We start from the raw sequence: 21,654 nt of genomic DNA on the forward strand, positions 1-21,654 counted from the left end.
CGACACCACGACCACTACCCGCAAGGACCCCGCGATGATGTCTTGTTTTCGCCTGACCGCCGCCGCCCTGGGGCTCGGCCTGCTGGCCGGCTGCGCCACCTCCCAGAGCGTCACCGAGCCGCGCCAGGAGCGCCAGGCCGGTGACTGGGAAGCCCAGACCGAACAGGTGGAAGCCTTCACCTCCTGGAACCTGACCGGAAAGGTGGGCCTGCGCACTCCCCAGGAATCCACCAGCGCCAACCTCGACTGGCGCCAGACCCCCTACCACTATCGCCTGCTGGTCACCGGCCCCATGGGCGCCGGCCGCAGTACCCTGGAAGGACGCGACGGTCGCGTCTCGCTGACCACCAGCGAGGGTCGCTTCGAGGCCGACAGCCCCGAAGCCCTGATGGAACAGCGCCTGGGCTGGTCGCTGCCGGTCTCGAGCCTCACCGACTGGGTGCGCGGCCTGCCCGCCGACGACAGTGACTTCGAGATGACCGACGACGAACTCGGCTTCCCCGCTTCACTGGAACAGGACGGCTGGGAGATCGACTATCGCGGCTGGAAGGATGTGAACGGCACCTGGCTACCCAACCGGCTGGTCATGACCTATGACGACCTGCGCGCCACCCTGGTGGTGAACCAGTGGCAGCCACTGGAACAGTAGTCGCGCCGGCTCCCGCCCCGGGTGGCGGGAGCCTGTCTCCCGGGTAGAATGAAGCACCATCGCCCTCTGCCTCCTGTCGACGTGCTCCTTGCAGCAAGCTCCCTATAGAGAGAAGCAACGAGAGCCATCATCGATCCCGGTCGCCGATGGCAGGCGCCGCCCCCAGTCACCGATCGCCATCACTTCGGTCAGTCGATCCCTGGACAGCACCCTTTATAGACTCCCCCATGCCCGACACCTCTTTCTCTTCCGATGCCAGCGCGCAGCAGACCCTGACGTTGCCGGCGCCGGCCAAGCTCAATCGCATGCTGCATATCGTCGGCCGTCGCGACGACGGCTACCACGAGCTGCAGACGCTGTTCCAGTTCCTCGACCACGGTGACGATATCCACCTGCGCCTGCGCCTGGACGGTGAGATAACCCTGACCGACCGTCTCGAGGGCGTACCCCGCGAGGCCAACCTGCTATGGCGGGCCGCCGACCTGCTCAAGCGCGAGACCGGCTGCGCGCTCGGTGCCGATCTTGGCGTCACCAAGCGCCTGCCCATGGGTGGTGGCCTGGGCGGTGGCAGCAGCGACGCCGCCAGCGTGCTGGTCGGGCTGAATCATCTGTGGGGCCTGGAACTGACGACCCGGCGTCTGGCCGAACTGGGCCTGACGCTGGGCGCCGATGTGCCGGTATTCGTCCACGGCCAGGCCGCCTGGGCGGAAGGCGTCGGCGAGCGCCTTGTCGCGGTGGCACTCGACACCCCCTGGTTCGTGGTCGTGCACCCGGGTGTGGCGGTCTCCACCCCTGCCGTGTTCACTGCGCCGGAATTGACACGGGACACCCCCGCCATTACCATGGCGCGCGCACTCAAGGGGGGAGCGTCAAGCTGGCGCAACGATTGCGAGGACACCGTCAGGCAAGCCTATGCTGAGGTGGCTCGTGCCCTGGACTGGCTCAACGCCCGGGCGCCGTCAATGTTGACGGGTACCGGCGCGTGCGTTTTTGCCCGTCTGGAGTCGGAGGCCGAGGCCGTCCAGTTGCTGGACGATGTCCGATGCCAACAGCCGACCTGGCACGCCTTCAAGGCCCTGGGCCTGAATCGATCGCCTCTCCTCGACGCCCTGCCCGCGTGAGGCAGGACGTATGCTGGGGTATAGCCAAGCGGTAAGGCAGCGGTTTTTGGTATCGCCATGCGGAGGTTCGAATCCTCCTACCCCAGCCAACTTCCTTCTGAGTCCTGGACTCACTCCCCCAGGCTCACACTGAAGACCCAACACAGCAAAGGTGGCTGCGCGTGTCAAAATTGATGGTTTTCGCCGGGAATGCCAACCCCGAACTCGCCCGTAAGGTCGCCGAGAGCCTGGACAGCCGACTGGGTAATGCCACGGTCGGCCAGTTCAGCGATGGCGAGGTCGCGGTCGAGATCAACGAGAACGTGCGCGGCAAGGATGTCTTTATCCTGCAGTCCACCTGTGCACCGACCAACGACAACCTGATGGAACTGATCCTGATGGTTGACGCCCTGCGCCGAGCCTCGGCCACCCGTATCACTGCGGTGGTGCCCTACTTCGGCTACGCCCGCCAGGATCGCCGCGTGCGCTCCGCCCGGGTGCCGATCTCGGCCAAGATCGTGGCCGACATGATGGTCAAGGCCGGCGTCGACCGGGTCATGACCATGGACCTGCACGCCGACCAGATCCAGGGCTTCTTCGACGTGCCCGTGGACAACGTCTACGGCTCGCCGATCCTGCTCGACGACATCGAGCGTCAGAACTACGACGACCTGGTCGTGGTCTCCCCCGATGTCGGCGGCGTGGTCCGTGCCCGTGCCATCGCCAAGCAGCTCAACGCTGACCTGGCGATCATCGACAAGCGTCGTCCCCAGGCCAACCAGGCCCAGGTGATGCACATCATCGGTGATATCCAGGACCGCACCTGCGTGGTGGTGGACGACATGATCGACACCGCCGGCACCCTGTGCAAGGCGGGCGAAGCGCTCAAGGAACACGGCGCCAAGCGCGTGGTCGCCTACGCCACCCACCCGATCCTGTCGGGCCCTGCGGTGGACAACATCTCCGAGTCGGTGCTGGACGAAGTGGTGGTGGCCGACACCATCCCGCTGTCCGACACCGCGCGTCGCAGCGGACGTATCCGCCAGCTCAGCGTGGCCGGCCTGATCGCCGAAGCGATCCGCCGCGTCAGCAACGAGGAATCCGTCAGCGCGATGTTCCACTAAGCGACATATCGCGCGGGAAACGCGCCCCGACAACCGGGGCATCTGGAACCACCGAGGTCTGGTCGCGGGCTCGGTGGCTTCCTTACTTTAGCCAAGAGGCAATTTCATGTCTGACTACAAACTTACCGCCAATGTTCGTAACGACCTGGGGAAAGGTGCGAGCCGCCGCCTGCGTCGTGCGAACCAGCAAGTCCCCGCCATCATCTACGGTGGTGAAAAGACGCCGCAGCCGATCGCCGTCGACAAGACTGCGTTCTACAAGGCGCTGGAAGACGAAGCCTTCTTCTCTTCCGTCATCAACCTTGAGGTTGACGGCAAGTCCCAGCAGGTCGTGGTGCGTGACCTTCAGCGCCACCCGTACAAGCCGCTGGTGACCCACGCCGACTTCCTGCGCGTCGATGCGACTCACGAGATCACCATGCGCGTTCCGCTGCACGTGGTCGGTCAGGACGAGTCCAAGGCCATCAAGGAGCAGGACGGTGAACTGCACCAGCTGGCCAACGAAGTCGAGATCAGCTGCCTGCCGAAGGACCTGCCCGACTACCTCGAGGTCAACATCGCTGACCTCGAGATCGGCAGCACCCTGCACCTGTCCGACCTCAAGGTTCCGGCTGGCGTGACCATCGTCGAGCTGAGCCACGGTGAAGAGCACGACCAGGCCATCGTCAACGTGACCAAGGCCAAGGTCATGCAGACCGAGGAAGAAATCGCCGAGGAAGAAGCCGCCGCCGCCGAGGCCAGCGAAGAAGCTGCCGAGGAAGCGAAGGACGAAGCCAAGGACGAAGACGAAGAAGGCGACAAGGAGTAATCCTTTTCTGCCGGATTCAGGGGCCACTGCGGTGGCCCTTTTCGTTTCCGAGGGCTTTGCCCATGGCCTCGTCGCCAAGGCCCTGAGCAAAGCGCTTGCCCCGCACCGCTGACCGGAGAGACCACCATGACAAGGATCAAGGCGCTGATCGGCCTTGCCAACCCTGGCACCCAGTACGAGGCGACGCGTCACAACGCCGGCGCCTGGCTGGTGGAGGAAGTCGCGCGTCAGTCCAGCGCCGAGCTGCGCCCGGAGAAGAAGTTTCTCGGCCTCTACGCCAAGGCCTTTGTCGAAGGCAGCGACCTGCACCTGCTGGTGCCGACCACCTACATGAACCGCTCTGGCGCCTCGGTGGCGGCGCTGGCCAACTTCTTCAAGCTTGCCCCCGACGAGATGCTCATCGCCCACGACGAGCTCGACCTGCCCCCCGGCAGCGCGCGCTACAAGCAGGGCGGCGGCCACGGTGGGCACAATGGCCTGCGCGACATCATCAGCGCCCTGGGCAACGACAAGTCCTTCCATCGTGCGCGCATCGGCATCGGTCATCCCGGCAGCGCCAAGCTGGTCACCAACTACGTGCTGGGCCGCCCCGGCAAGACCGAGCGCGAGGCCATCGACGGCGCCCTGATCGAGTGCCTGGCGACATTGCCCCAGGCGCTATCCGGCGACTGGGCCAAGGCCATGAACCGCCTGCACAGCCACTCTGCCTGACCCGGCGGGCGCCAACAGGGACAGCAGGTGGTTGCACCGCCCGGGCTGTCCCCGCCTGGCCCGACGTCATACACTGTGCGCCGACTTCTTTCACTTCACGCCTTCAGGAACCACCCATGGGATTCAACTGCGGCATCGTTGGTCTGCCCAACGTCGGCAAGTCCACCCTCTTCAACGCCCTGACCAAGTCCGGCATCGATGCAGAGAACTTCCCGTTCTGCACCATCGAGCCCAATGTCGGCATCGTCCCCATGCCGGACCCGCGCCTCGACAAGCTCGCCGAGATCGTCAAGCCGGAGAAGGTGGTGCCCACCACCATGGAATTCGTCGATATCGCCGGCCTGGTCGCCGGTGCCTCCAAGGGTGAAGGTCTCGGCAACCAGTTCCTCGCCAATATCCGCGAGACCCAGGCCATCGCCCACGTGGTGCGCTGCTTCGACAACGACAACGTCATCCACGTGGCCAACCAGGTCGACCCGGCGGCGGATATCGAGACCATCAACCTGGAGCTGGCCCTGGCCGATCTCGACACCGTGGAGAAGGCCATCCAGCGCCTGGTTCGCGTGGTCAAGGGCGGCGACAAGGACGCCATTGCCACCAAGGCGGTGCTCGACAAGATCCAGCCGCACCTGGCCGAAGGCCAGCCGCTGCGCAGCTTCGATCTGAGCGATGACGAGAAGAAGCAGATCAAGAGCTTCGGTTTCCTGACCCTGAAGCCGACCATGTACATCGCCAACGTCAACGAGGACGGCTTCGACAACAACCCCTACCTCGACGTGGTCAAGGGCATCGCCGAGGCCGAGGGCGCCGTGGTGGTTCCCGTGTGCAACCAGCTGGAAGCCGAGATCGCCGAACTCGATGACGAGGAACGCGAGATGTTCCTGGCCGAGATGGGCATGGAAGAGCCCGGCCTCGACCGGGTGATCCGCGCCGGCTACGCCCTGCTGGGTCTGCAGACCTACTTCACCGCAGGGGTCAAGGAAGTGCGTGCCTGGACCGTCAAGGTCGGCGCCACCGCCCCGGAAGGCGCCGGTGTCATCCACACCGACTTCCAGAAGGGCTTCATCCGCGCCGAAGTGGTGGCCTATGACGACTTCGTCAGCCTGAACGGCGAGCAGGGAGCCAAGGACGCCGGCAAGTGGCGCCTGGAAGGCAAGGACTACGTGCTCAAGGATGGCGACGTGGTGCACTTCCGCTTCAACGTCTGACGCTCACTGCAGCGTCCGACGTAACATCACGTTTCCTGTGTCAACACCGAGGCATGCCTCGGTGTTGTCGTTTACATGCCAGTCACATGCAGCAACTCTATCGCAAAGAGGTTATATTCGAGAGATGTCATCAAGCGCAGGAACAAGAGCGTGACACTCTCGAACGATTCTCCACCACTCAAGGCAACGGCGCCTGAGCTATGGATAGCGGATGGGCCCGTCATCAGAGGCAAGCTGCTGCCCTATCCGACACGCATGGTGGTGGTACGCCTGAGCGGCGACCGGCTGTGGGTGCACAGCCCCGTCCCACTGACCGAGCCACTGCGTGACGCCCTCGACGAGCTGGGCCAGGTACACTTCCTGATCGCTCCCAACCATTGTCACCACCTGTTCATGCGCGAATGGCAGATGGCCTACCCGATGGCTCGCAGTTTCGGCACCCGGGAAGTCATCGCCAAGCGCGGCGACCTGGTGTTCGAAAGCACCCTGGATGGCACTCCCAACCGCTTCTGGGGTGACGATATCGACCAGTGCCTGTTCACCGGCTCATCGCGCATGCAGGAAGCGGTGTTCCTGCACCGTTCCAGCCGCAGCCTGATCGTGGCCGATCTTATCGGCAATCTACCCCCTGCTTCCCTGACGCCCTTGCAGCGTCGACTGGCCAGGCTCTCGGGCATCCTGGCGCCGGATGGCAGGATACCACTGGAGTGGCGACTGAGCTTCCTCGGCCGACGCTACCTGGCGAGCGAACATCTGCGCACCCTGCTCTCCTGGCGGCCCGCTCGAATCATCATGGCCCACGGCGAGATCATCGAGCATGACGCCAGCGACTTTCTCGCTCGCGCTTTTCGCTGGTTGAAGGATTAAGGGCCAAGCATGGCGCTGTTTGCATACAGTGCATAATGTTTGTATAACATTGAGGCAGGTTCTGAACGCAAAGGATCTGCGCTCATGCTTGGTTCACCTCGGCTACTGCTGATCGGTTATCTGTTGGCAGTAGGCCTGCTCGGCATCTTTTGGCTACCGACGTCCCCGCAACAGCTCTGGTGGTGGCTACCACTGGCGGCGCTGGGGGTGGTCGGCGTGCTGGACCTTCGCTCCAGCCACAACGTGCTGCGCAACTACCCCATCGTCGGCCATCTGCGCTACATGATGGAATTTCTGCGTCCGGAACTGCGCCAGTACTTCTTCGAATCGGAGACCAGCGGCCGGCCGTTCAATCGCGAACAGCGCCAGATCATCGGCGCCCGGGCCGAGGGACGCAGCGACACCGCCCCCTTCGGCACCCGCCAGGACGTGCTACGCCAGGGGCGTCGCCAGATTGCCCACGCCATGATCCCCACTCGCGTCGACCCGCAGCAAGCCTGGGTGACGATCGGTGGCCCCCAGTGCCACCGCCCCTACCGCTCTTCACGGCTCAATATCTCGGCCATGAGCTTTGGTGCCCTGTCCGGACGGGCCATCACCGCCCTCAACCTGGGGGCCAGGCGCGGCGGCTTTGCCCAGGACACCGGCGAGGGCGCCATCAGTCCTTATCACCAACGGCACGGCGGTGACCTGATCTGGCAGATCGCCAGCGGCTACTTTGGCTGCCGCGACCAGGCCGGGCGCTTCAACCCGGAAGCGTTCAGCGCCAAGGCCCGCGAGGATCAGGTCAAGATGATCGAGATCAAGCTGTCCCAGGGCGCCAAGCCGGGACACGGCGGCATGCTCCCCGGCTCCAAGGTCGACCAGGAGATCGCCGAGACACGCCAGGTCCCGGTGGGGGAAGACTGCTATTCACCGGCGGCCCACCCGGAATTTTCCACCCCGCTGGAACTGATGCACTTCATCCAACGCCTGCGCGATCTGAGCGGCGGCAAGCCGGTGGGCATCAAGCTGTGCCTGGGCCACACCCGGGACATGCTGGCGATGTGCAAGGCCATGCTGGCAAGCGGCATCCAGCCGGACTTCATCACCGTGGACGGCGCCGAGGGCGGCACCGGCGCGGGACCGGCGGAGTACGCCGACCATGTGGGCCGCTATATCGATGAGGCGCTGCCGATCGTCGACGCCTGCCTCAAGGGGATCGGCAAGCGCGACGAAATCAGCGTGATCGCCAGCGGCAAGGTGGCGCTTGCCATCGACATGGTCGAGAAGTTCGCGCTTGGCGCCGACGTCTGCAACGCCGCGCGTCCGTTCATGTTTACCCTGGGTTGCATCCAGGCCCAGCGTTGCCACACCAACACCTGCCCCACCGGGGTGGCGACCCAGGACCCGGCCCGCAGTCGCTCCATCGATGTCGACAGCAAGGCCGACAACGTCCAGCGCTTCCATCGGGCCACCCTGGACGCCTGCCTCGACATGATCGGCACCATGGGCCTGGCAGGCCCTGGCGAGCTGCGCCCTGAGCACCTGCTCGAGGGACCAGCCACCGCCACCCGGGTATGGCAAGTCGACAGCCTGGAGGTCGGCGCCTTGCTCGACCACCAGAAAGCGCAACAACTCCCCGACTGCTGGCGAGACGACTGGCATGAAGCCAGTCCCCACCACTTCTTGCGTGGACCGGGAGGCTCGCACCAGGAAAGCCACCACAGGACGGCCCCCGGCCCCATCGAGACGGCGGCGAAGGAGACCGCCATCATCCGCCAAAGGAGGTGCAACGATGATCGTACGTAGTCACAAGGATGCGGAGAAGTCAGCCGTAGAGGACGACAAGTGGATCAGCCGGCGCTACACCCTGCGCAAGGACGGCATGGGGCATTCGGTCCACGAGACCTACATCAAGCCCGGCCAGGAACTCCACATGTGGTACAAGAACCACACCGAGACGGTCCTGTGCATCGAAGGCGAGGGCCAGATCGAGGACCTGACCGAGGGCGGCAAGTGGGAACTCAAGCCCGGTGTGCTCTACGCCCTCGACAAGCACCAGCAGCATATCCTGTCGAGCGAAAAGGGCATGACCGTGATCTGTACCTTCTCGCCGGCCCTGGTCGGTCCCGAGACCCACGATGAACAGGGCTCCTATCCCCTGCTCGACGACGACGGCAGCGTGCTCAAGCGCTGAGCCATGGCCCGACACCGGGGCGGCACCAAGCACAGGACGGCTCAGCAAGCAGACGGAAAGACCTAGGCGCTGTCCGAAAAGTCGACGAGCGAAGGTTAGACAAGGCAAAAATCGGTGAGAAAGCGCAGTTTACGGGGTGTAAATGAGCATTTTGATCCGATTTTTAACGCCGTATTACCGAGCGCAGGCACTTTTCAGACAAGCCCTAGCGGAAATCCCGCGAGGGCACGCCGAGTTCGGCCCATAAGCCGCTCAAGTCCTCGAGCCGTCCGGCGATCACGTGGATCACGCTGCCCTCGCGCTCCAGATGGCCGGTGACCTTCAACAGCCGGGCGTTCAACAGCGACTGGCGCTGGGCCTTGGCGGTGTCCTTCCACACCACCACGTTGACGTTGCCGGTCTCGTCTTCCAGGGTCACGAAGGTGACCCCGGAGGCGGTGCCCGGCCGCTGGCGGGTGGTCACCAGCCCCGCTACCTGGACCAGATGGCCGTGGTCCAGCTCGGCAAGCTCAGTGGCCTTGAGGCAAGGCGCCAGTCCTTGCCGCCCCATGGCAGCCTGCTCGCGCAGCAACGCCATGGGATGGCGGGCAAGGCTAAGCCCCAGATGGCGAAAGTCCTCCTCGAGGTCGGCTTGCTCGCTGGGGGGCGCCAGCTCTGGGGTGGTGTCGTCGAGGATATCGGTCTCGCCCAGCGCCAGCGCCGGATCCGGCGCCAGCAGATTCCAACGTGCCTGGTAGCGATGGCCGCCGAGGCTCGACAGCGCCCCGGCCGCCGCCAGCGCTTCCCACTCGCGGGCCGACATCGGCGCGCGACGCCTGGCCTCGGCGACGCTGGCATAGCCGTTGGCCGGACGCCTCGCCAGCAGGCAGTCGATGGCACCACGCCCCAGCCCCTTGACCAGGCGAAAGCCCAGTCGCAAGGCACCGTCCGGCTCCAGGGTGGCGTCCCAGTGGCTGGCATTGATATCCACCGGACGCACCTCGACGCCGTGGCGGCGGGCATCCTGCACCAGCTGTGACGGGCTATAGAAGCCCATCGGCTGGCTATTGAGCAGGCCGCAGCAGAAGGCCGCGGGATGGTGGCACTTGAGCCAGGCCGAGACGTACACCAGGTGGGCGAAGCTGGCCGCGTGGGACTCGGGGAAGCCGTACTGGCCAAAGCCCTCGATCTGGCGACAGATGGCGTTGGCAAACTCATCGCTGTAGCCCCTGGCACGCAGCCCGGCGGTCAGCCGCTGCTGGTGTTCGGCGATGGTGCCGGCCCGTCGCCAGGCCGCCATGGCCCGCCGCAACTGGTCGGCCTCGCCACCGGAGTAGCCCGCCGCCACCATGGCCAGCTTGATCACCTGCTCCTGGAAGATCGGCACCCCCAGGGTCCGCTCGAGCACGCCCCTGACCTCGTCGCTGGGATAGCTGACCTCCTCGATGCCGTCGCGACGCCGCAGGTAGGGATGCACCATATCGCCCTGGATCGGCCCCGGACGAACGATGGCGATCTCGATCACCAGGTCGTAGTAGTTGCGGGGCTTCAAGCGCGGCAGCATGTTCATCTGGGCACGGCTCTCCACCTGGAAGACGCCGACGCTGTCCCCTCGACTGAGCATGGCGTACACCTCGGAATCATCCCGGGGCACCCGGGACATGGCCATGGCCTGATGCTCGCTCTCGCTCTCGCTCTCGCTCTCGCCATCGTCGTCGCTCTCACCCGTGCTCTCGTAGCAGCGCCTGTCGTCGTCCCGGTGTTCACCTCCGTCAGACAGCAGCGCCAGGGTCTTGCGAATGGCGGTCAACATGCCCAGCGCCAGCACGTCGACCTTGAGCAGCCCCAGACTCTCCAGGTCGTCCTTGTTCCACTGGATCAGGGTACGCCCTTCCATCGCGGCGTTCTCCACCGGCACCAGCTCGTGCAGCGGCCCGCGCGAGATCACGAAGCCCCCCACGTGCTGTGACAGGTGGCGGGGAAAGCCCAATAGCTGCTCCACCAGTTCGACCAGATGGCGCAGCAGTTCCGGGACGGCGGTGGAGGCGGCCTCTTCACATCCCGCGCCCACCGTCTCCCCCACCGTCTGCTTGAGCGCCTCGAGCCAGGCACCCTCACCCTCGCGGCGATCCAGCCGACTGGCGAGCCAGGCCAGATAGCCCGGTTGCAGCCCCAGCGCCCGCCCCACGTCCTTGAGTGCACTTCTGGGGCGGTAGCTGATCACGGTGGCGGCAAGCCCGGCCCGCTCGCGGCCGTAGCGCCGATAGATGTACTGGATCACCTCCTCGCGGCGCTCGTGCTCGAAGTCCACGTCGATATCCGGCGGCTCGTCGCGCTCCTCGGAAATAAAGCGTTCGAACAGTAGCTGCACCTGACGCGGGTCCACCTCGGTGATAAACAGGCAGTAACAGACCACCGAATTGGCCGCCGAGCCACGCCCCTGACACAGGATGCCCTGGCGGCGGGCGAAGGCGACGATGTCCTCGATGGTCAGAAAGAACGGCTCGTAGGCCATCCTGGCGATCAGCTCAAGCTCGCGGGCGATCTGCTCGGCGATATCCGAAGGCGTACCCTCCGGGAAGCGTAGCCGCTCGCCCTGGCGCACCTTGTGCGCCAGCCAGGACGACGGCGTATGGCCGTCGGGGACCAGTTCCTCGGGGTACTCGTAGCGAAGCTCACCGGGGTCGAAGCGACAGCGCTCGGCGATACGCAGGCTTTGTTCGAGCAGCGCAGGCGCAAAACACTGCGCCAACCGTGACAGGGGGCGCAGGCAGCGCTCGGCGTTGGGCTCGAGCAGAAAACCGGCGCGCTGCACGCTGGTGCGATGCCGAAGGGCGGTCAGTACATCCTGCAATCGCTTGCGGCTCGGCTGGTGCATCAGGACGCCACCGCTGGCGACCAGCGGCAGGCCGGCGGCGCTGGCCAGCCTCATCCGCCTCGCCAATCGGTCCTCCTCGCTTGCCAGAAAGTGGCGCTGGACCATCACCCAGCAGCGCCCGTCGAAGCGTTGCTTCAGCCCGTCCATTCTCTCCCGAGTCCGGGCGTCGTCGTTGCCCGGCAGGTACAGCAGCAGACAGTCCTCGAGCGCCTCCAGATCCTCCCAGCCGAGACGATAGCTGCCCTTGGGCGCACGGCGACGGCCCAGGGTGATCAGCCGACACAGGCTGGCGTAGCCGCAGCGGTTCTCGGCCAGCACGACCACGACCTCGTCGGCCAGGCGAAACTCGGCACCGATGATCAGCGCGATCCGGTGGTCTCGGGCAGCCTCCCAGGCGCGCACGATGCCGGCCACCGAGCACTCGTCGGTGATCGCCAGGGCGCGATAGCCAAGCTCGGCGGCACGGGCGACCAGCTCATGGGGGTGAGACGCGCCCTTGAGAAAGGTGAAGTTGGACAGGCAATGTAGCTCAGCGTAGCCAGGGCCCGGGGCGACTTCGGCAGCGTCAGGTGGCTCGCCGACACGCTCAACCGAACCAGCCATGCAACCACCATTGCGACTCGGCGTCGCGAAAGACCCAGCCGTGGCGACCGTCCGGCCAGCAGGCCACGTGATAGTCACGTCGCGCCGGGGCCTGGTCCCACCAGCCGCTGGCCAGTCGCTCGGGCCCGGCGACCCAGACCAGACGCTCGAGGGTCGCCGGCGTCAACGGCTCGGGGTGTTCCAGCAGCCAGGCCGGATGGTTGGCGCTCTGGATTTCAGACGGGGGCCTGCGGGCGGTCCCCGGCTGCGCTACCAAGCGGGAGGCTCGTTCGGGGCGATGATCCTCCAGCGCCATGGGCTGCAACACGGCGCCATCACCGAGACGAGAACGCAACCGGCTGAACAGCGACTCGGGGGTGTCTCTGGGCGGCGCCGCCTGAAACAGGTCCGTTGCCACCTCTTGCAGGCTAGCTACCTCGCTGACCTCCAGGCGCAGGCGCAACACCGGTGCTTCGAGTACCACTGATTCCAGGCGCAGCCGGCACAGCTCGAGCCAGGCCTCCGCCGCCTGCTCGCCCCCGGCGTGCCCCACGCTCAGGTGCTGAGCCCCTTCCCGGTGATACAGGGTCAAGGTCAACGACAATGCCTTGACGCAACGCACCTTGAGAAAGCCCTCGAGCTCCGCCAGCAGGCGCCGCAGGGGAAACACGATGCCGGCGGCCAGCTCGATCTCATGGACCAGCTCCCGCTCACGATCGAAGCGCGGTGGTGGCGCGAATACCGGCGGGGGATCGGCGACCTCGCCGGTCAAGCGCTGAAGGTAGCGCCGCAGGTCAGTCCCCAGGCGCGAGGCCAGCGAGGCCGGCGGCAGCACAAGCAGGTCATTGAGGTGCGTAAACCCGAGTCCCTTGAGGCGCGACTGCTGGCGTGCGGATAGCCCCAGCCGGTCGAGGCGAAGCCAGCCGAGCCTGGCCATATGCTCCGCCTCGCCCTGGCCACAATAGCCCCCCGTCCGGGCCAGCAGGCAGGCGGCCAGCGGGGTATGCCCGGTGGCGCTGGACACCTCAAGCTCCAGGGTCGCCAATTCTTCGTGCAGTCGACGCCACAGTCCCTCGAGTCCGCCGAAGTAGTCGAGCATCGAGGCGATCTCCATCACCACCCCCCAGGACGCGGCGTTCTCCCCCGTCGGCTCGAGACTGACCCGGGCGCTGAAGCGGGCACACCACAACGCCAGCCCTTCGAGACGACGTCGGCTCACCTCAGGATCCGGCGTCAACAGCCGGAGTCCTGGCTCCAGACACAGTGCGGCATTGATCGTCATGCCCGGCCGCACACCGGCCTGCCAGGCCCTGGCCGAGGCCAGCGCGATACGCTCCCCGTCCTCGCACAGCAACGCGAGGGGTCCGTCATCGCCGGCGCTCAGCACCTCCAGCCCAAGCTGCGGACAGTGAAGGCATAGCCACAGCCCCTTCATGATCGCCCCGCACCCTTGCGCTCGGAGACGAGCAACACGGGTCGGGATCGACGTTCCCCACTGGGGGCGCACGGTAGCGAAGTCGGCCGCGGGCACGGGGGCGACAGCCTAGAGTCGGCCAGGGTGATATCGATGGCCCTGGCTGGCATGGCCCCCTTGCGCTTGAAGGCATGGACCTTGATGCGGCTCGACAAGGGCGCCGTCTCGTCACCGCTGCTCTGATCAGGAGCCGACAGCCGCAGTCGCCAGGGGGCCACTGACCCTTGCTTGGCGAAGTCGGCCGGTCGAATCAGCGCGCCATGGCCGCCCCCTGACGCCACGGCGAGCTGCAGCCGCCGCAGCCATTGCCCCTGCACCGCGGCGAACCAGCCCAGCACCAGATCGCAGCAGCCGCTCTTCAATGCCTGCTCCATGGCCCACAGCCGCTGCCTGGGATGGCGGGTACGCACGATGACTAGGCGCGACAGATCCAGGCCCGCCGCCGCCAGGGCCGCCGCATGAGGCTGCCAGGGTGGGTCAAACCACACCACCCGCTCGCAGCGGTGCATCAGCGGAAGCAATAGACGAATCTCGCCGCAACCCGCTCGATCCAGCAGCAGTTCCAGCAGCTCTCCCCGGGGCCAGCCACCGCCGAGCACCTCGTCCAGGGCCTCGACCCCGGTGGAGATCCCGCGCTTCGTGTCGCCCTCCGGCTGATCACGGTGCCACTGTCGCCGCGCCCGCCAGACGCTGCCTCGCTGCATCAAGCGCGAGAGGTCATCACTTGCGTTGTCACGGGCCTGGTTGTCTGCTGCCTTCATCGCTCCTCTCCCGCTCCTGTCCCGCTCCGCTCTTGGCCTGCTCAACTGGTCTGCTCAACTAGCCTGCTCTGCCGACCTTCTCTGCTGGCGTTTGCTGCTGGCGTTCGCTGCAGGCGTTCTCTGCTGAGCTGCGCTCCTGGCCCGCTAGATACTCCAGCCCGGCCCAGGTTTCAGGCCCAGATTTCTGGTCCAGGTTTCAGGCCCAGGTTTCTGGCCCATGTTTCTAGACCACGCCCTGGCCTTACCGGGCGGACGCCGAGATACCGAATACTGTTATTTTATACAGTACTCGTCCAATGCCAAGTCGGCAATGCAGCGCCAGGGCAATCTGACGATGGGTCAGGAAAGCGGCACATCCGCTCACACCAGCACAGAAGCGCCACGGGGGCTCCCCCGGGGAGGGGTATGGTGGTCGTAGAAGGTTGTCACAGCTCAAGTTTGGCTTGCGATAGCTGTGAAATAGTCAGGCAGGTCTTTTCTTCACCGCTGGACGTCATGACCATTCACCCCCCCACGACACCGCCATGCACCCCAGAGACCACGGTAGAAATCCGGGTCCGCGGCTGTGTGCAGGGTGTGGGGTTTCGTCCGACGGTATGGCAACTGGCCAACCGGCTAGCGCTGGTCGGTGAGGTGCTCAACGACGGTGAAGGCGTGCTGATCCGGGCAACCGGCCCCAGTGAACGCCTCGAGAGCCTGATCGAACAACTCAAGCGCGACCCGCCCCCACTGGCACAGATCACCGACATCGAGGTTCGCTCGGGCCTGGCACCGCTGCACCGAGTCGGCTTCACCATCGTCGATAGTCTCGAGGGCGCAACGCGCACCGATATCGCCGTGGACGCCGCCATCTGCGCAGCCTGCACAGAAGAAATACTGAGCCAGCACCAGCGACGCTCCGGCTACGCCCTGACCAACTGCACCCACTGTGGCCCACGCCTGTCGATCATTCGTGACATGCCCTACGACCGGGCGGCCACCACCATGGCTGACTTTGCGCTATGCGAGTGCTGTCGCGCCGAATATCTGGATCCCGGCGACCGTCGCTTTCATGCCGAACCCATCGCCTGTCCGGCCTGCGGGCCACAGGTGCGTCTGGTGGCGCTTGACGGCGGGCCCTGGCTGGCGGGCGAAGACGCCATCGACGCTCACCCCCCCCCCGCCATTGAGGCTCCCATCGACCAGGCCGCAGCGCTGATCCGCCAGGGCCAGATCCTCGCCATCAAGGGGCTCGGCGGCTACCAGCTTGCCTGCGACGCCACCAGCACCGAGGCCCTCGAGCGCCTGCGACGACTCAAGCATCGCCCCACCCGACCGCTGGCGTTGATGGCCAAAGACCTGGAGATGGTCAGGCGCTACTGCCGGCTCGATGAGCTCGAACAACAGGCACTCTGCTCAGCCGCCGCACCCATCGTGCTGCTCGAGCGGCGCCGCGACGATGCCCCAGGCCGGCCACTCGCCGAGGCCCTGGCCCCGGGGCTCGACCGACTCGGCGTGATGCTGCCGTCGACCCCCTTGCACGTGCTGCTGTGCCAGCGGCTGCCCTTTCCCATCGTGATGACCAGCGGCAACGTCTCCGGCGAGCCCCAGCTGATCGACGATGATGAACTCGGCGACAGCCTTTCGACGATCGCCAGTCATGCCCTCACCCACGACCGCGCCATCGCCCGGCGCATCGACGACAGCCTGGTACAGCTGGCCGCCGGCAAGGTGCGCATGCTGCGTCGTGCCAGGGGCTACGCCCCGGCATCACTGCCGCTGCCGCCTGGCTTCGAGGACATCTCGCCGGGGCTTGCCCTGGGTCCGCAACAGAAGGCCACCTTCTGCCTGGTGGATGGCCAGCGCGCGATCCTGTCGCCGCATCAGGGTGACCTGGACGACGCCGCCACCCTCGACGACTACGAACGCAATCTTGACGACTTCCTGACGCTTTACGACCACCGTCCCGCCTGGCTGGCCTGCGACACTCACCCGGACTACCGTACCAGCGGCATGGCTCGTCACATGGCCGACGACGCCGGCCTGCCACTCGATGCCATTGGCCATCACCACGCCCATATCGCCGCCTGTCTGGCCGACAACGGCTATCCTCGCGACGCCGCTCCAGTACTGGGTATCGCCCTGGACGGCCTGGGCCTTGGCGAGAATGACGGCCTGTGGGGCGGTGAGTTCCTGCTGGCGGATTATCGCCATTGCCAGCGGTTGGGCTCGCTCAAGTCCGTGGCCATGCCGGGGGCCGGCGCCGCCTCCCGCGAGCCCTGGCGCAACCTCTTGGCGCAGCTCATCGCCGGTCCCGGCCTTGCCGCCCTGAAGCGCCGCCACCCCAACCTTGGCGTACTCAAGCGACTGCAGCAGAAGCCGATCGACACCCTCAGCGGGATGATCGAGGCCAGGATCAACAGCCCCCTCGCCTCCTCCTGCGGGCGCCTGTTCGACGCCGTCGCCGCCGCCCTGGAGCTGTGCTTCGATCGCCAGCACCACGAAGGCGAAGCGGCCATGGCCCTGGAAGCCCTGGCCGCCCGCGCGCTGACTCAAACTCCGCCGCCTACGTCATGCACGTCTGGCGCCATTGCGCCCTATCCCTTCGCCCTTCACAGGGAGCAAGGCGGTCACCGGATCCTCGATCCGGCACCGATGTGGACGGCGCTGTTTGACGACCTGGCCGTCGGCAAGGACCCCACGCTGATCGCGGCGCGCTTTCATCTGGGACTGGCCAAGGGGCTTGGCGAGGTCGTTGGCGAGATGCTGGGCGACGTCGATGGCGACATGCAGGACGACGCACGTGACGAAGTCTCTAACGACAATGCCCGGCGACTCTCCAGCACGCGCAACGTCAAGACCGTCGCGCTGAGCGGTGGCTGCTTTCACAACCGCACCCTGCTGGAACTGACGCTTAAGTGCCTCGCACCCCTGCCTGTTCAGGTGCTGACCCACCGCCAGGTACCCGCCAACGACGGCGGCATCGCCCTGGGCCAGGCGCTGATCGCGGCGGCGCGGCGGCATCCGCTGGCCTCCCACCAGGCGTCGGATCGTCGGACCTCGGCGACCTCGGCGACCTCGGCAACCTCAGCAATCGCGGCAACCTCAGCAATCGCGGCAACCTCAGCAATCGCGGCAACCTCAGCAACTTCGACGATCTCGACAACAACAACCGCTCCCTCCATTGCCACTGTCATTACCGCCACCACGGCATCCAATAACACACAGGAGACCGCCCATGTGTCTGGGAATTCCAGGACAGATCATTTCCCTCGATGACGCCGACGCGCGGCTCGCCACGGTGGACGTGAGCGGGGTCCGACGCCAGATCAACATCGCCTGCATCGTCGATGACGACCACCCGCCCGAACGCTGCGTGGGCGACTGGGTACTGGTCCATGTGGGCTTCGCTCTGAACCGTATCGACGCCGAGGCTGCGGCGCGCACCCTCGAACTGCTGGACGAACTGGGCGACACCCACGAGTTCGACGCTCTGACCTTGACCGGCGACCAGGAGGTCTCTTCATGAAATTCATCGACGAATTCCGCGATCACGCCCGCGCCCGGCAGATCCTCGAACACATCACCACCCTGGTCGCCCGCCTGGCCGAGCAGCGCGGCGGCCCGGTGCGCATCATGGAGGTCTGTGGCGGCCACACCCACGCGATCTTCCACTATGGGCTGGAGGCCATGCTGCCGCCGGAACTGGAGCTGATTCACGGCCCCGGCTGCCCGGTGTGCGTGCTGCCGATGGGGCGCGTCGATGACTGCGTCGCCATCGCCGAGCGTCCCGAGGTGATCCTCGCCACCTTCGGCGACGCCATCCGGGTTCCCGGCTCACGCAAGAGCCTGATGCAGGCCAAGGCCGACGGCGCCGACGTGCGCATCGTCTACTCCCCCACCGACGCCCTGGCACTGGCGCGCAAGCATCCGGATCGGGAGGTGGTGTTCTTTGGCCTGGGCTTCGAGACCACCATTCCCTCCACCGCCCTGACCATCGCCCAGGCCGAGCGCGAAGGGGTCGGCAACTTCTCGGTCTTCTGCAACCACATCACCATCATCCCGACGTTACAGGCGATCCTCGACAATCCTGACCATCGCCTGGATGGCTTCCTCGGGCCGGGACACGTGTCGATGATCATCGGCACCGACCCCTACCGCTTCATCGCCGAGCGCTACGGCTGCCCGGTGGTGGTCTCCGGCTTCGAGCCCCTGGATATCCTGCAGTCGCTGCTGATGGTCGTTCGCCAGCTCCACGATGGCCGCGCCGAGGTCGAAAACCAGTACCAGCGTCTGGTGACCAGCGACGGCAACCTCACCGCGCTGGAGGCCTTCCATCGGGTCTACGAGCCCCGCGAGAGCTGCGAGTGGCGCGGGCTTGGATCGATCGCAGAGTCAGGTGTCCAGATCAAGGATTCCTATGGTGCCTTCGATGCCGAACGCAAGTTCGCCGTCCCCAACCAGCAGGTAGCCGACCCGGACAACTGCCGCTGTGGTGACGTGCTCACCGGCAACCTCAAGCCCTGGCAGTGCGAGCTGTTCGGCAAGCGTTGCACACCGGATCAACCCCGGGGCGCGCTGATGGTCTCCAGCGAAGGCGCCTGCGCCGCCTACTATCAGTACGGCGGGGGCAACGTCGATAGCCCGAACCACAGCACAAGCCAGGCCGAATCATGAGCAATACGACACGACGACAGCTTCCCACCCTTGCCGCCCGCGCGGTGACCCAGGCCCACGGAGGCGGCGGCAAGGCCATGAAGGACCTGATCGATGACGTCTTCGTCAGAGAATTCACCGCGCTTCCCGAGGTGCTCGAGGACCAGGCGCGGCTGGAACTGGCCGAGCTGGCATGCCTGGGCGACCGACTGGCCATGACCACCGACGGCTTCGTGGTCGACCCGCTGTTCTTTCCCGGTGGCGACATCGGCAAGCTGGCGGTGTGCGGCACCGTCAACGACCTGGCCGTGGGGGGTGCCCATCCCCGCTACCTGTCCTGCGCGGTGATCCTGGAAGAAGGCCTGCCGATCGATGACCTGAGGCGCATCGCCCGCTCCATGGCCGCAGCCGCCCGCGAGGCCGGCGTCGAGATCGTCACAGGTGACACCAAGGTGGTCGAGCGCGGGGCCTGCGACGGCGTCTTTATCACCACCACCGGCATCGGCGTCATTCCCGCCGAGCGTAAGCTCGGTATCGAGCGCATCCAGGCCGACGACGTGATCATCGTCAACGGCTGGCTCGGCGATCACGGTGCCGCCATCCTGGCGGCCCGTGGCGACCTGTCGCTGGACACCGACCTTGAGAGCGACTGCGCCTCCCTCAATGGCCTGATCGAGACGCTGCTGACCGCCGCCCCCGAGACCCGCTGCCTGCGTGACGCCACCCGGGGCGGCGTCGCCACGGTGCTCAACGAGATGGCCGAGGCCTCCAGGCTTGCCATCGAACTCGACGACCTGGCCCTGCCGCTGCGCAAGGAGGTCCGGGGGATGTGCGAGATACTGGGGCTGGACCCACTGTACCTGGCCAACGAAGGCAAGCTGGTGGCGGTGGTGCCCGCGGCTCAGGCCGAGGCGGCCCTGGCCGCCCTGCGCGGGCATCCGCTGGGAAAGGAAGCCGCGATCATCGGTCAGGCGCTGGACGGCAAACCGGGACGGGTGACGCTGCGCACCGGCTTCGGTGGCCAGCGTATCGTCGACATGCTGGTGGGAGAGCAGCTACCGCGCATCTGCTGATGCGGTGCTGACACGCTGATGGTGGTCTGCGCCGGGCCGAGTCCACATCTCTGCCTATTCGGGATCGCCGGCCGCCTCGCCGATCCCGTAGCGTTGCAGCTTGGCCCTCAGGCCGATGCGCGATAGCCCCAGTTCACTGGCGGTACGCGACTTGTTGCCGCCATGACGCTCGAGCGCCCGGGCCAGGCAGCTCGCCTCCAGGCGTTCGACCCGTTCGCGCAGGGTGCCGGCGTCCTCGTCGTCCTCGACCGGATCGGCTGTCGTATTCGCTTTCGGCGGCTCAGGCAGGTCCTGGCGCCGCTCGACTGTCGCCTGACGCCATTCATCGGTTCGCAGGTGCGGCGCCAGCAGTTCGACACCAAGCTTCTCGCCGGTCGCCAGCATCACCATGCGGGTGATCTGGTTTTCCAGCTCGCGCACATTGCCGGGCCAGGCGTAGGCGCACAGACACGCCATCGCCGCATCGGTGAAGCTGCCGACCCTGACCCCGTGGCGGGAAGCGATCCGCGCCAGCAGTACCTCGGCCAGGGCCGCGATATCACAGGCGCGATCGCGCAGCGGTGGCAACTGAACCGGGGCCACCGTCAGGCGATGGTAGAGGTCCTCCCGGAAGCGTCCCGCCGCCACCTCGGCCATCAGATCCCGGTTGGTCGCGGCGATGACCCGAACATCCAGCTGACGCACCTCGTTGGAACCCACCGGGCGCAACTCACCCTCCTGCAGAAAGCGCAACAGGCGCAGCTGAAAGGCGCTGGAGGTATCACCGATCTCGTCCAGCAGCAGGGTGCCCTCGTGGGCCCGCTCCAGCAGTCCGACGCGGCTTGAACTCGCCCCGGTGAAGGCCCCCTTGCAGTGGCCGAACAGCTCGCTCTCCAGCAGTTCATCGGTCACCGCGCCGCAGTCCAGGGCGTAGAAAGGCATCTCCGAGCGCAGGCTGCTGGCGTGGATAGCCCGGGCCATCAACTCCTTGCCGGTGCCGCTCTCTCCTGTCACCAGGACCGGCACGTCGAAGCCGGCGATGCGCGCCGCCATGTCGCACAGCGGATCCAGCGGTGACCCCGGCGCCCGGATGATCGTCTCGAAGCCCCCCGCCTCGCGCATCCGCCGGCGGTGGGCCGCCAGCCGCGCCTGAACGGTCGGCTGGTACAGGGCACGCTCCGCGCGCAGCCGCCGACACTCCCGCTCGAGCTGATACTGACGCAGGACGACGTCGATGGTTCGCGCCACCACCTCGACCGGACTGCGGCGACAAAGCAGGTGAAACGCCTCGGGCCAGTCACCGACCGAGGTGGGCCCATGATCGGCGATCACCAGACACTGCACCTCGGGCCAGCGATGGGCCAGTTCCCTGGCCCAGCCACCGTCAGGGGACAGTCCCGCACCCCTGGCGGCGTCGCCCTCAGGTGCAAGCTCGACAATCACCAGCCCGACCCACTCGGACACCAGCAGCGCCCGAGCCTCTTCCCAGTGCGTCGCCCTCAGGCACTCCAGGCGCCCTTGCGTGACGTCCTCAAGCGAGCCGATTCGCTCGCTGGCGGCACCGACCACCAGCACACTGGGCAGCGACTCGGCGGCAACACCCCGTCCATCGAACAGCGGACCCTCGACCAAGGTGGACATGGCGAC

Annotated in this window: 17 protein-coding genes and 1 tRNA gene; 14 read left to right on the plus strand and 4 right to left on the minus strand. The window is 66.3% G+C overall.

Annotated elements, in window-relative coordinates:
- Positions 1 to 34 precede the first annotated feature (34 nt).
- The 10 genes from lolB (at position 35) to NFG58_RS13150 (ending at position 8,646) form a co-directional block, all read left to right on the plus strand.
- Positions 35 to 649, plus strand: a complete 615-nt coding sequence (gene lolB / locus NFG58_RS13105) for a lipoprotein insertase outer membrane protein LolB (protein ID WP_108132915.1) — start codon at positions 35 to 37, stop codon at positions 647 to 649.
- Between the two features lie 227 nt (positions 650 to 876).
- Positions 877 to 1,770: a 4-(cytidine 5'-diphospho)-2-C-methyl-D-erythritol kinase gene (gene ispE / locus NFG58_RS13110; protein WP_108448939.1), complete on the plus strand. Its 894-nt coding sequence runs from the start codon at positions 877 to 879 to the stop codon at positions 1,768 to 1,770.
- Between the two features lie 14 nt (positions 1,771 to 1,784).
- Positions 1,785 to 1,859 (plus strand) — tRNA-Gln (locus tag NFG58_RS13115).
- Between the two features lie 72 nt (positions 1,860 to 1,931).
- Complete coding sequence (locus NFG58_RS13120) at positions 1,932 to 2,873, plus strand: ribose-phosphate pyrophosphokinase (protein WP_181248623.1); 942 nt, start codon at positions 1,932 to 1,934, stop codon at positions 2,871 to 2,873.
- Positions 2,874 to 2,979: 106 nt separating this feature from the next.
- Positions 2,980 to 3,681: a 50S ribosomal protein L25/general stress protein Ctc gene (locus tag NFG58_RS13125; RefSeq protein ID WP_348826689.1), complete on the plus strand. Its 702-nt coding sequence runs from the start codon at positions 2,980 to 2,982 to the stop codon at positions 3,679 to 3,681.
- Between the two features lie 126 nt (positions 3,682 to 3,807).
- Entirely contained in the window at positions 3,808 to 4,392 is a 585-nt protein-coding gene (gene pth, locus NFG58_RS13130) for an aminoacyl-tRNA hydrolase (RefSeq protein WP_108132918.1), read from the plus strand.
- A gap of 116 nt (positions 4,393 to 4,508) precedes the next feature.
- Positions 4,509 to 5,600, plus strand: coding sequence for a redox-regulated ATPase YchF (gene ychF / locus NFG58_RS13135; RefSeq protein ID WP_045995168.1), 1,092 nt, complete (start codon positions 4,509 to 4,511; stop codon positions 5,598 to 5,600).
- Positions 5,601 to 5,750: 150 nt separating this feature from the next.
- The gene (locus NFG58_RS13140) at positions 5,751 to 6,467 is read left to right on the plus strand and encodes a DUF4336 domain-containing protein (RefSeq protein WP_348826690.1); all 717 of its coding nucleotides are present in this window, start codon (positions 5,751 to 5,753) and stop codon (positions 6,465 to 6,467) included.
- Between the two features lie 84 nt (positions 6,468 to 6,551).
- Positions 6,552 to 8,258, plus strand: a complete 1,707-nt coding sequence (locus NFG58_RS13145) for an FMN-binding glutamate synthase family protein (protein ID WP_348826691.1) — start codon at positions 6,552 to 6,554, stop codon at positions 8,256 to 8,258.
- On the plus strand, positions 8,245 to 8,646 hold the full coding sequence (locus tag NFG58_RS13150) for an ectoine synthase (protein WP_213229688.1): 402 nt from the start codon (positions 8,245 to 8,247) through the stop codon (positions 8,644 to 8,646). Before NFG58_RS13145 ends, NFG58_RS13150 begins: the two co-directional genes overlap by 14 nt.
- A 205-nt stretch (positions 8,647 to 8,851) precedes the next feature.
- Here NFG58_RS13150 and NFG58_RS13155 read toward each other — a convergent pair whose 3' ends face one another.
- Genes NFG58_RS13155 through imuA form a run of 3 tightly spaced genes read right to left on the minus strand, consistent with a single transcriptional unit; the run spans position 8,852 to position 14,320 of the window.
- On the minus strand, positions 8,852 to 12,106 hold the full coding sequence (locus tag NFG58_RS13155; RefSeq protein ID WP_348826692.1) for an error-prone DNA polymerase: 3,255 nt from the start codon (positions 12,104 to 12,106) through the stop codon (positions 8,852 to 8,854).
- On the minus strand, positions 12,090 to 13,520 hold the full coding sequence (locus NFG58_RS13160) for a DNA polymerase Y family protein (protein WP_348826693.1): 1,431 nt from the start codon (positions 13,518 to 13,520) through the stop codon (positions 12,090 to 12,092). Before NFG58_RS13160 ends, NFG58_RS13155 begins: the two co-directional genes overlap by 17 nt.
- Positions 13,517 to 14,320 carry a translesion DNA synthesis-associated protein ImuA gene (gene imuA, locus NFG58_RS13165; protein WP_348826694.1) on the minus strand — a complete coding sequence of 268 codons (804 nt, stop codon included), beginning with the start codon at positions 14,318 to 14,320 and terminating at the stop codon, positions 13,517 to 13,519. The genes NFG58_RS13160 and imuA overlap by 4 nt, the downstream gene beginning before the upstream one ends.
- Before the next feature lie 495 nt (positions 14,321 to 14,815).
- Between imuA and hypF the strand changes: the two genes are divergently transcribed.
- Genes hypF through hypE form a run of 4 tightly spaced genes read left to right on the plus strand, consistent with a single transcriptional unit; the run spans position 14,816 to position 20,028 of the window.
- On the plus strand, positions 14,816 to 17,578 hold the full coding sequence (hypF, locus tag NFG58_RS13170) for a carbamoyltransferase HypF (RefSeq protein ID WP_348826695.1): 2,763 nt from the start codon (positions 14,816 to 14,818) through the stop codon (positions 17,576 to 17,578).
- Entirely contained in the window at positions 17,538 to 17,828 is a 291-nt protein-coding gene (locus NFG58_RS13175; protein WP_045994052.1) for a HypC/HybG/HupF family hydrogenase formation chaperone, read from the plus strand. The genes hypF and NFG58_RS13175 overlap by 41 nt, the downstream gene beginning before the upstream one ends.
- On the plus strand, positions 17,825 to 18,976 hold the full coding sequence (hypD, locus tag NFG58_RS13180) for a hydrogenase formation protein HypD (RefSeq protein WP_348826696.1): 1,152 nt from the start codon (positions 17,825 to 17,827) through the stop codon (positions 18,974 to 18,976). Before NFG58_RS13175 ends, hypD begins: the two co-directional genes overlap by 4 nt.
- A complete protein-coding gene (hypE, locus tag NFG58_RS13185) occupies positions 18,973 to 20,028 on the plus strand; it encodes a hydrogenase expression/formation protein HypE (protein WP_348826697.1) in 1,056 nt (351 codons plus the stop codon). The genes hypD and hypE overlap by 4 nt, the downstream gene beginning before the upstream one ends.
- A gap of 54 nt (positions 20,029 to 20,082) precedes the next feature.
- Here hypE and NFG58_RS13190 read toward each other — a convergent pair whose 3' ends face one another.
- Positions 20,083 to 21,648, minus strand: coding sequence for a sigma-54 dependent transcriptional regulator (locus NFG58_RS13190; RefSeq protein ID WP_348826698.1), 1,566 nt, complete (start codon positions 21,646 to 21,648; stop codon positions 20,083 to 20,085).
- Between the last annotated feature and the right edge of the window lie 6 nt (positions 21,649 to 21,654).

This window comes from Halomonas sp. RT37, assembly GCF_040070525.1.
Classification (GTDB): Bacteria; Pseudomonadota; Gammaproteobacteria; order Pseudomonadales; family Halomonadaceae; genus Halomonas; species Halomonas litopenaei.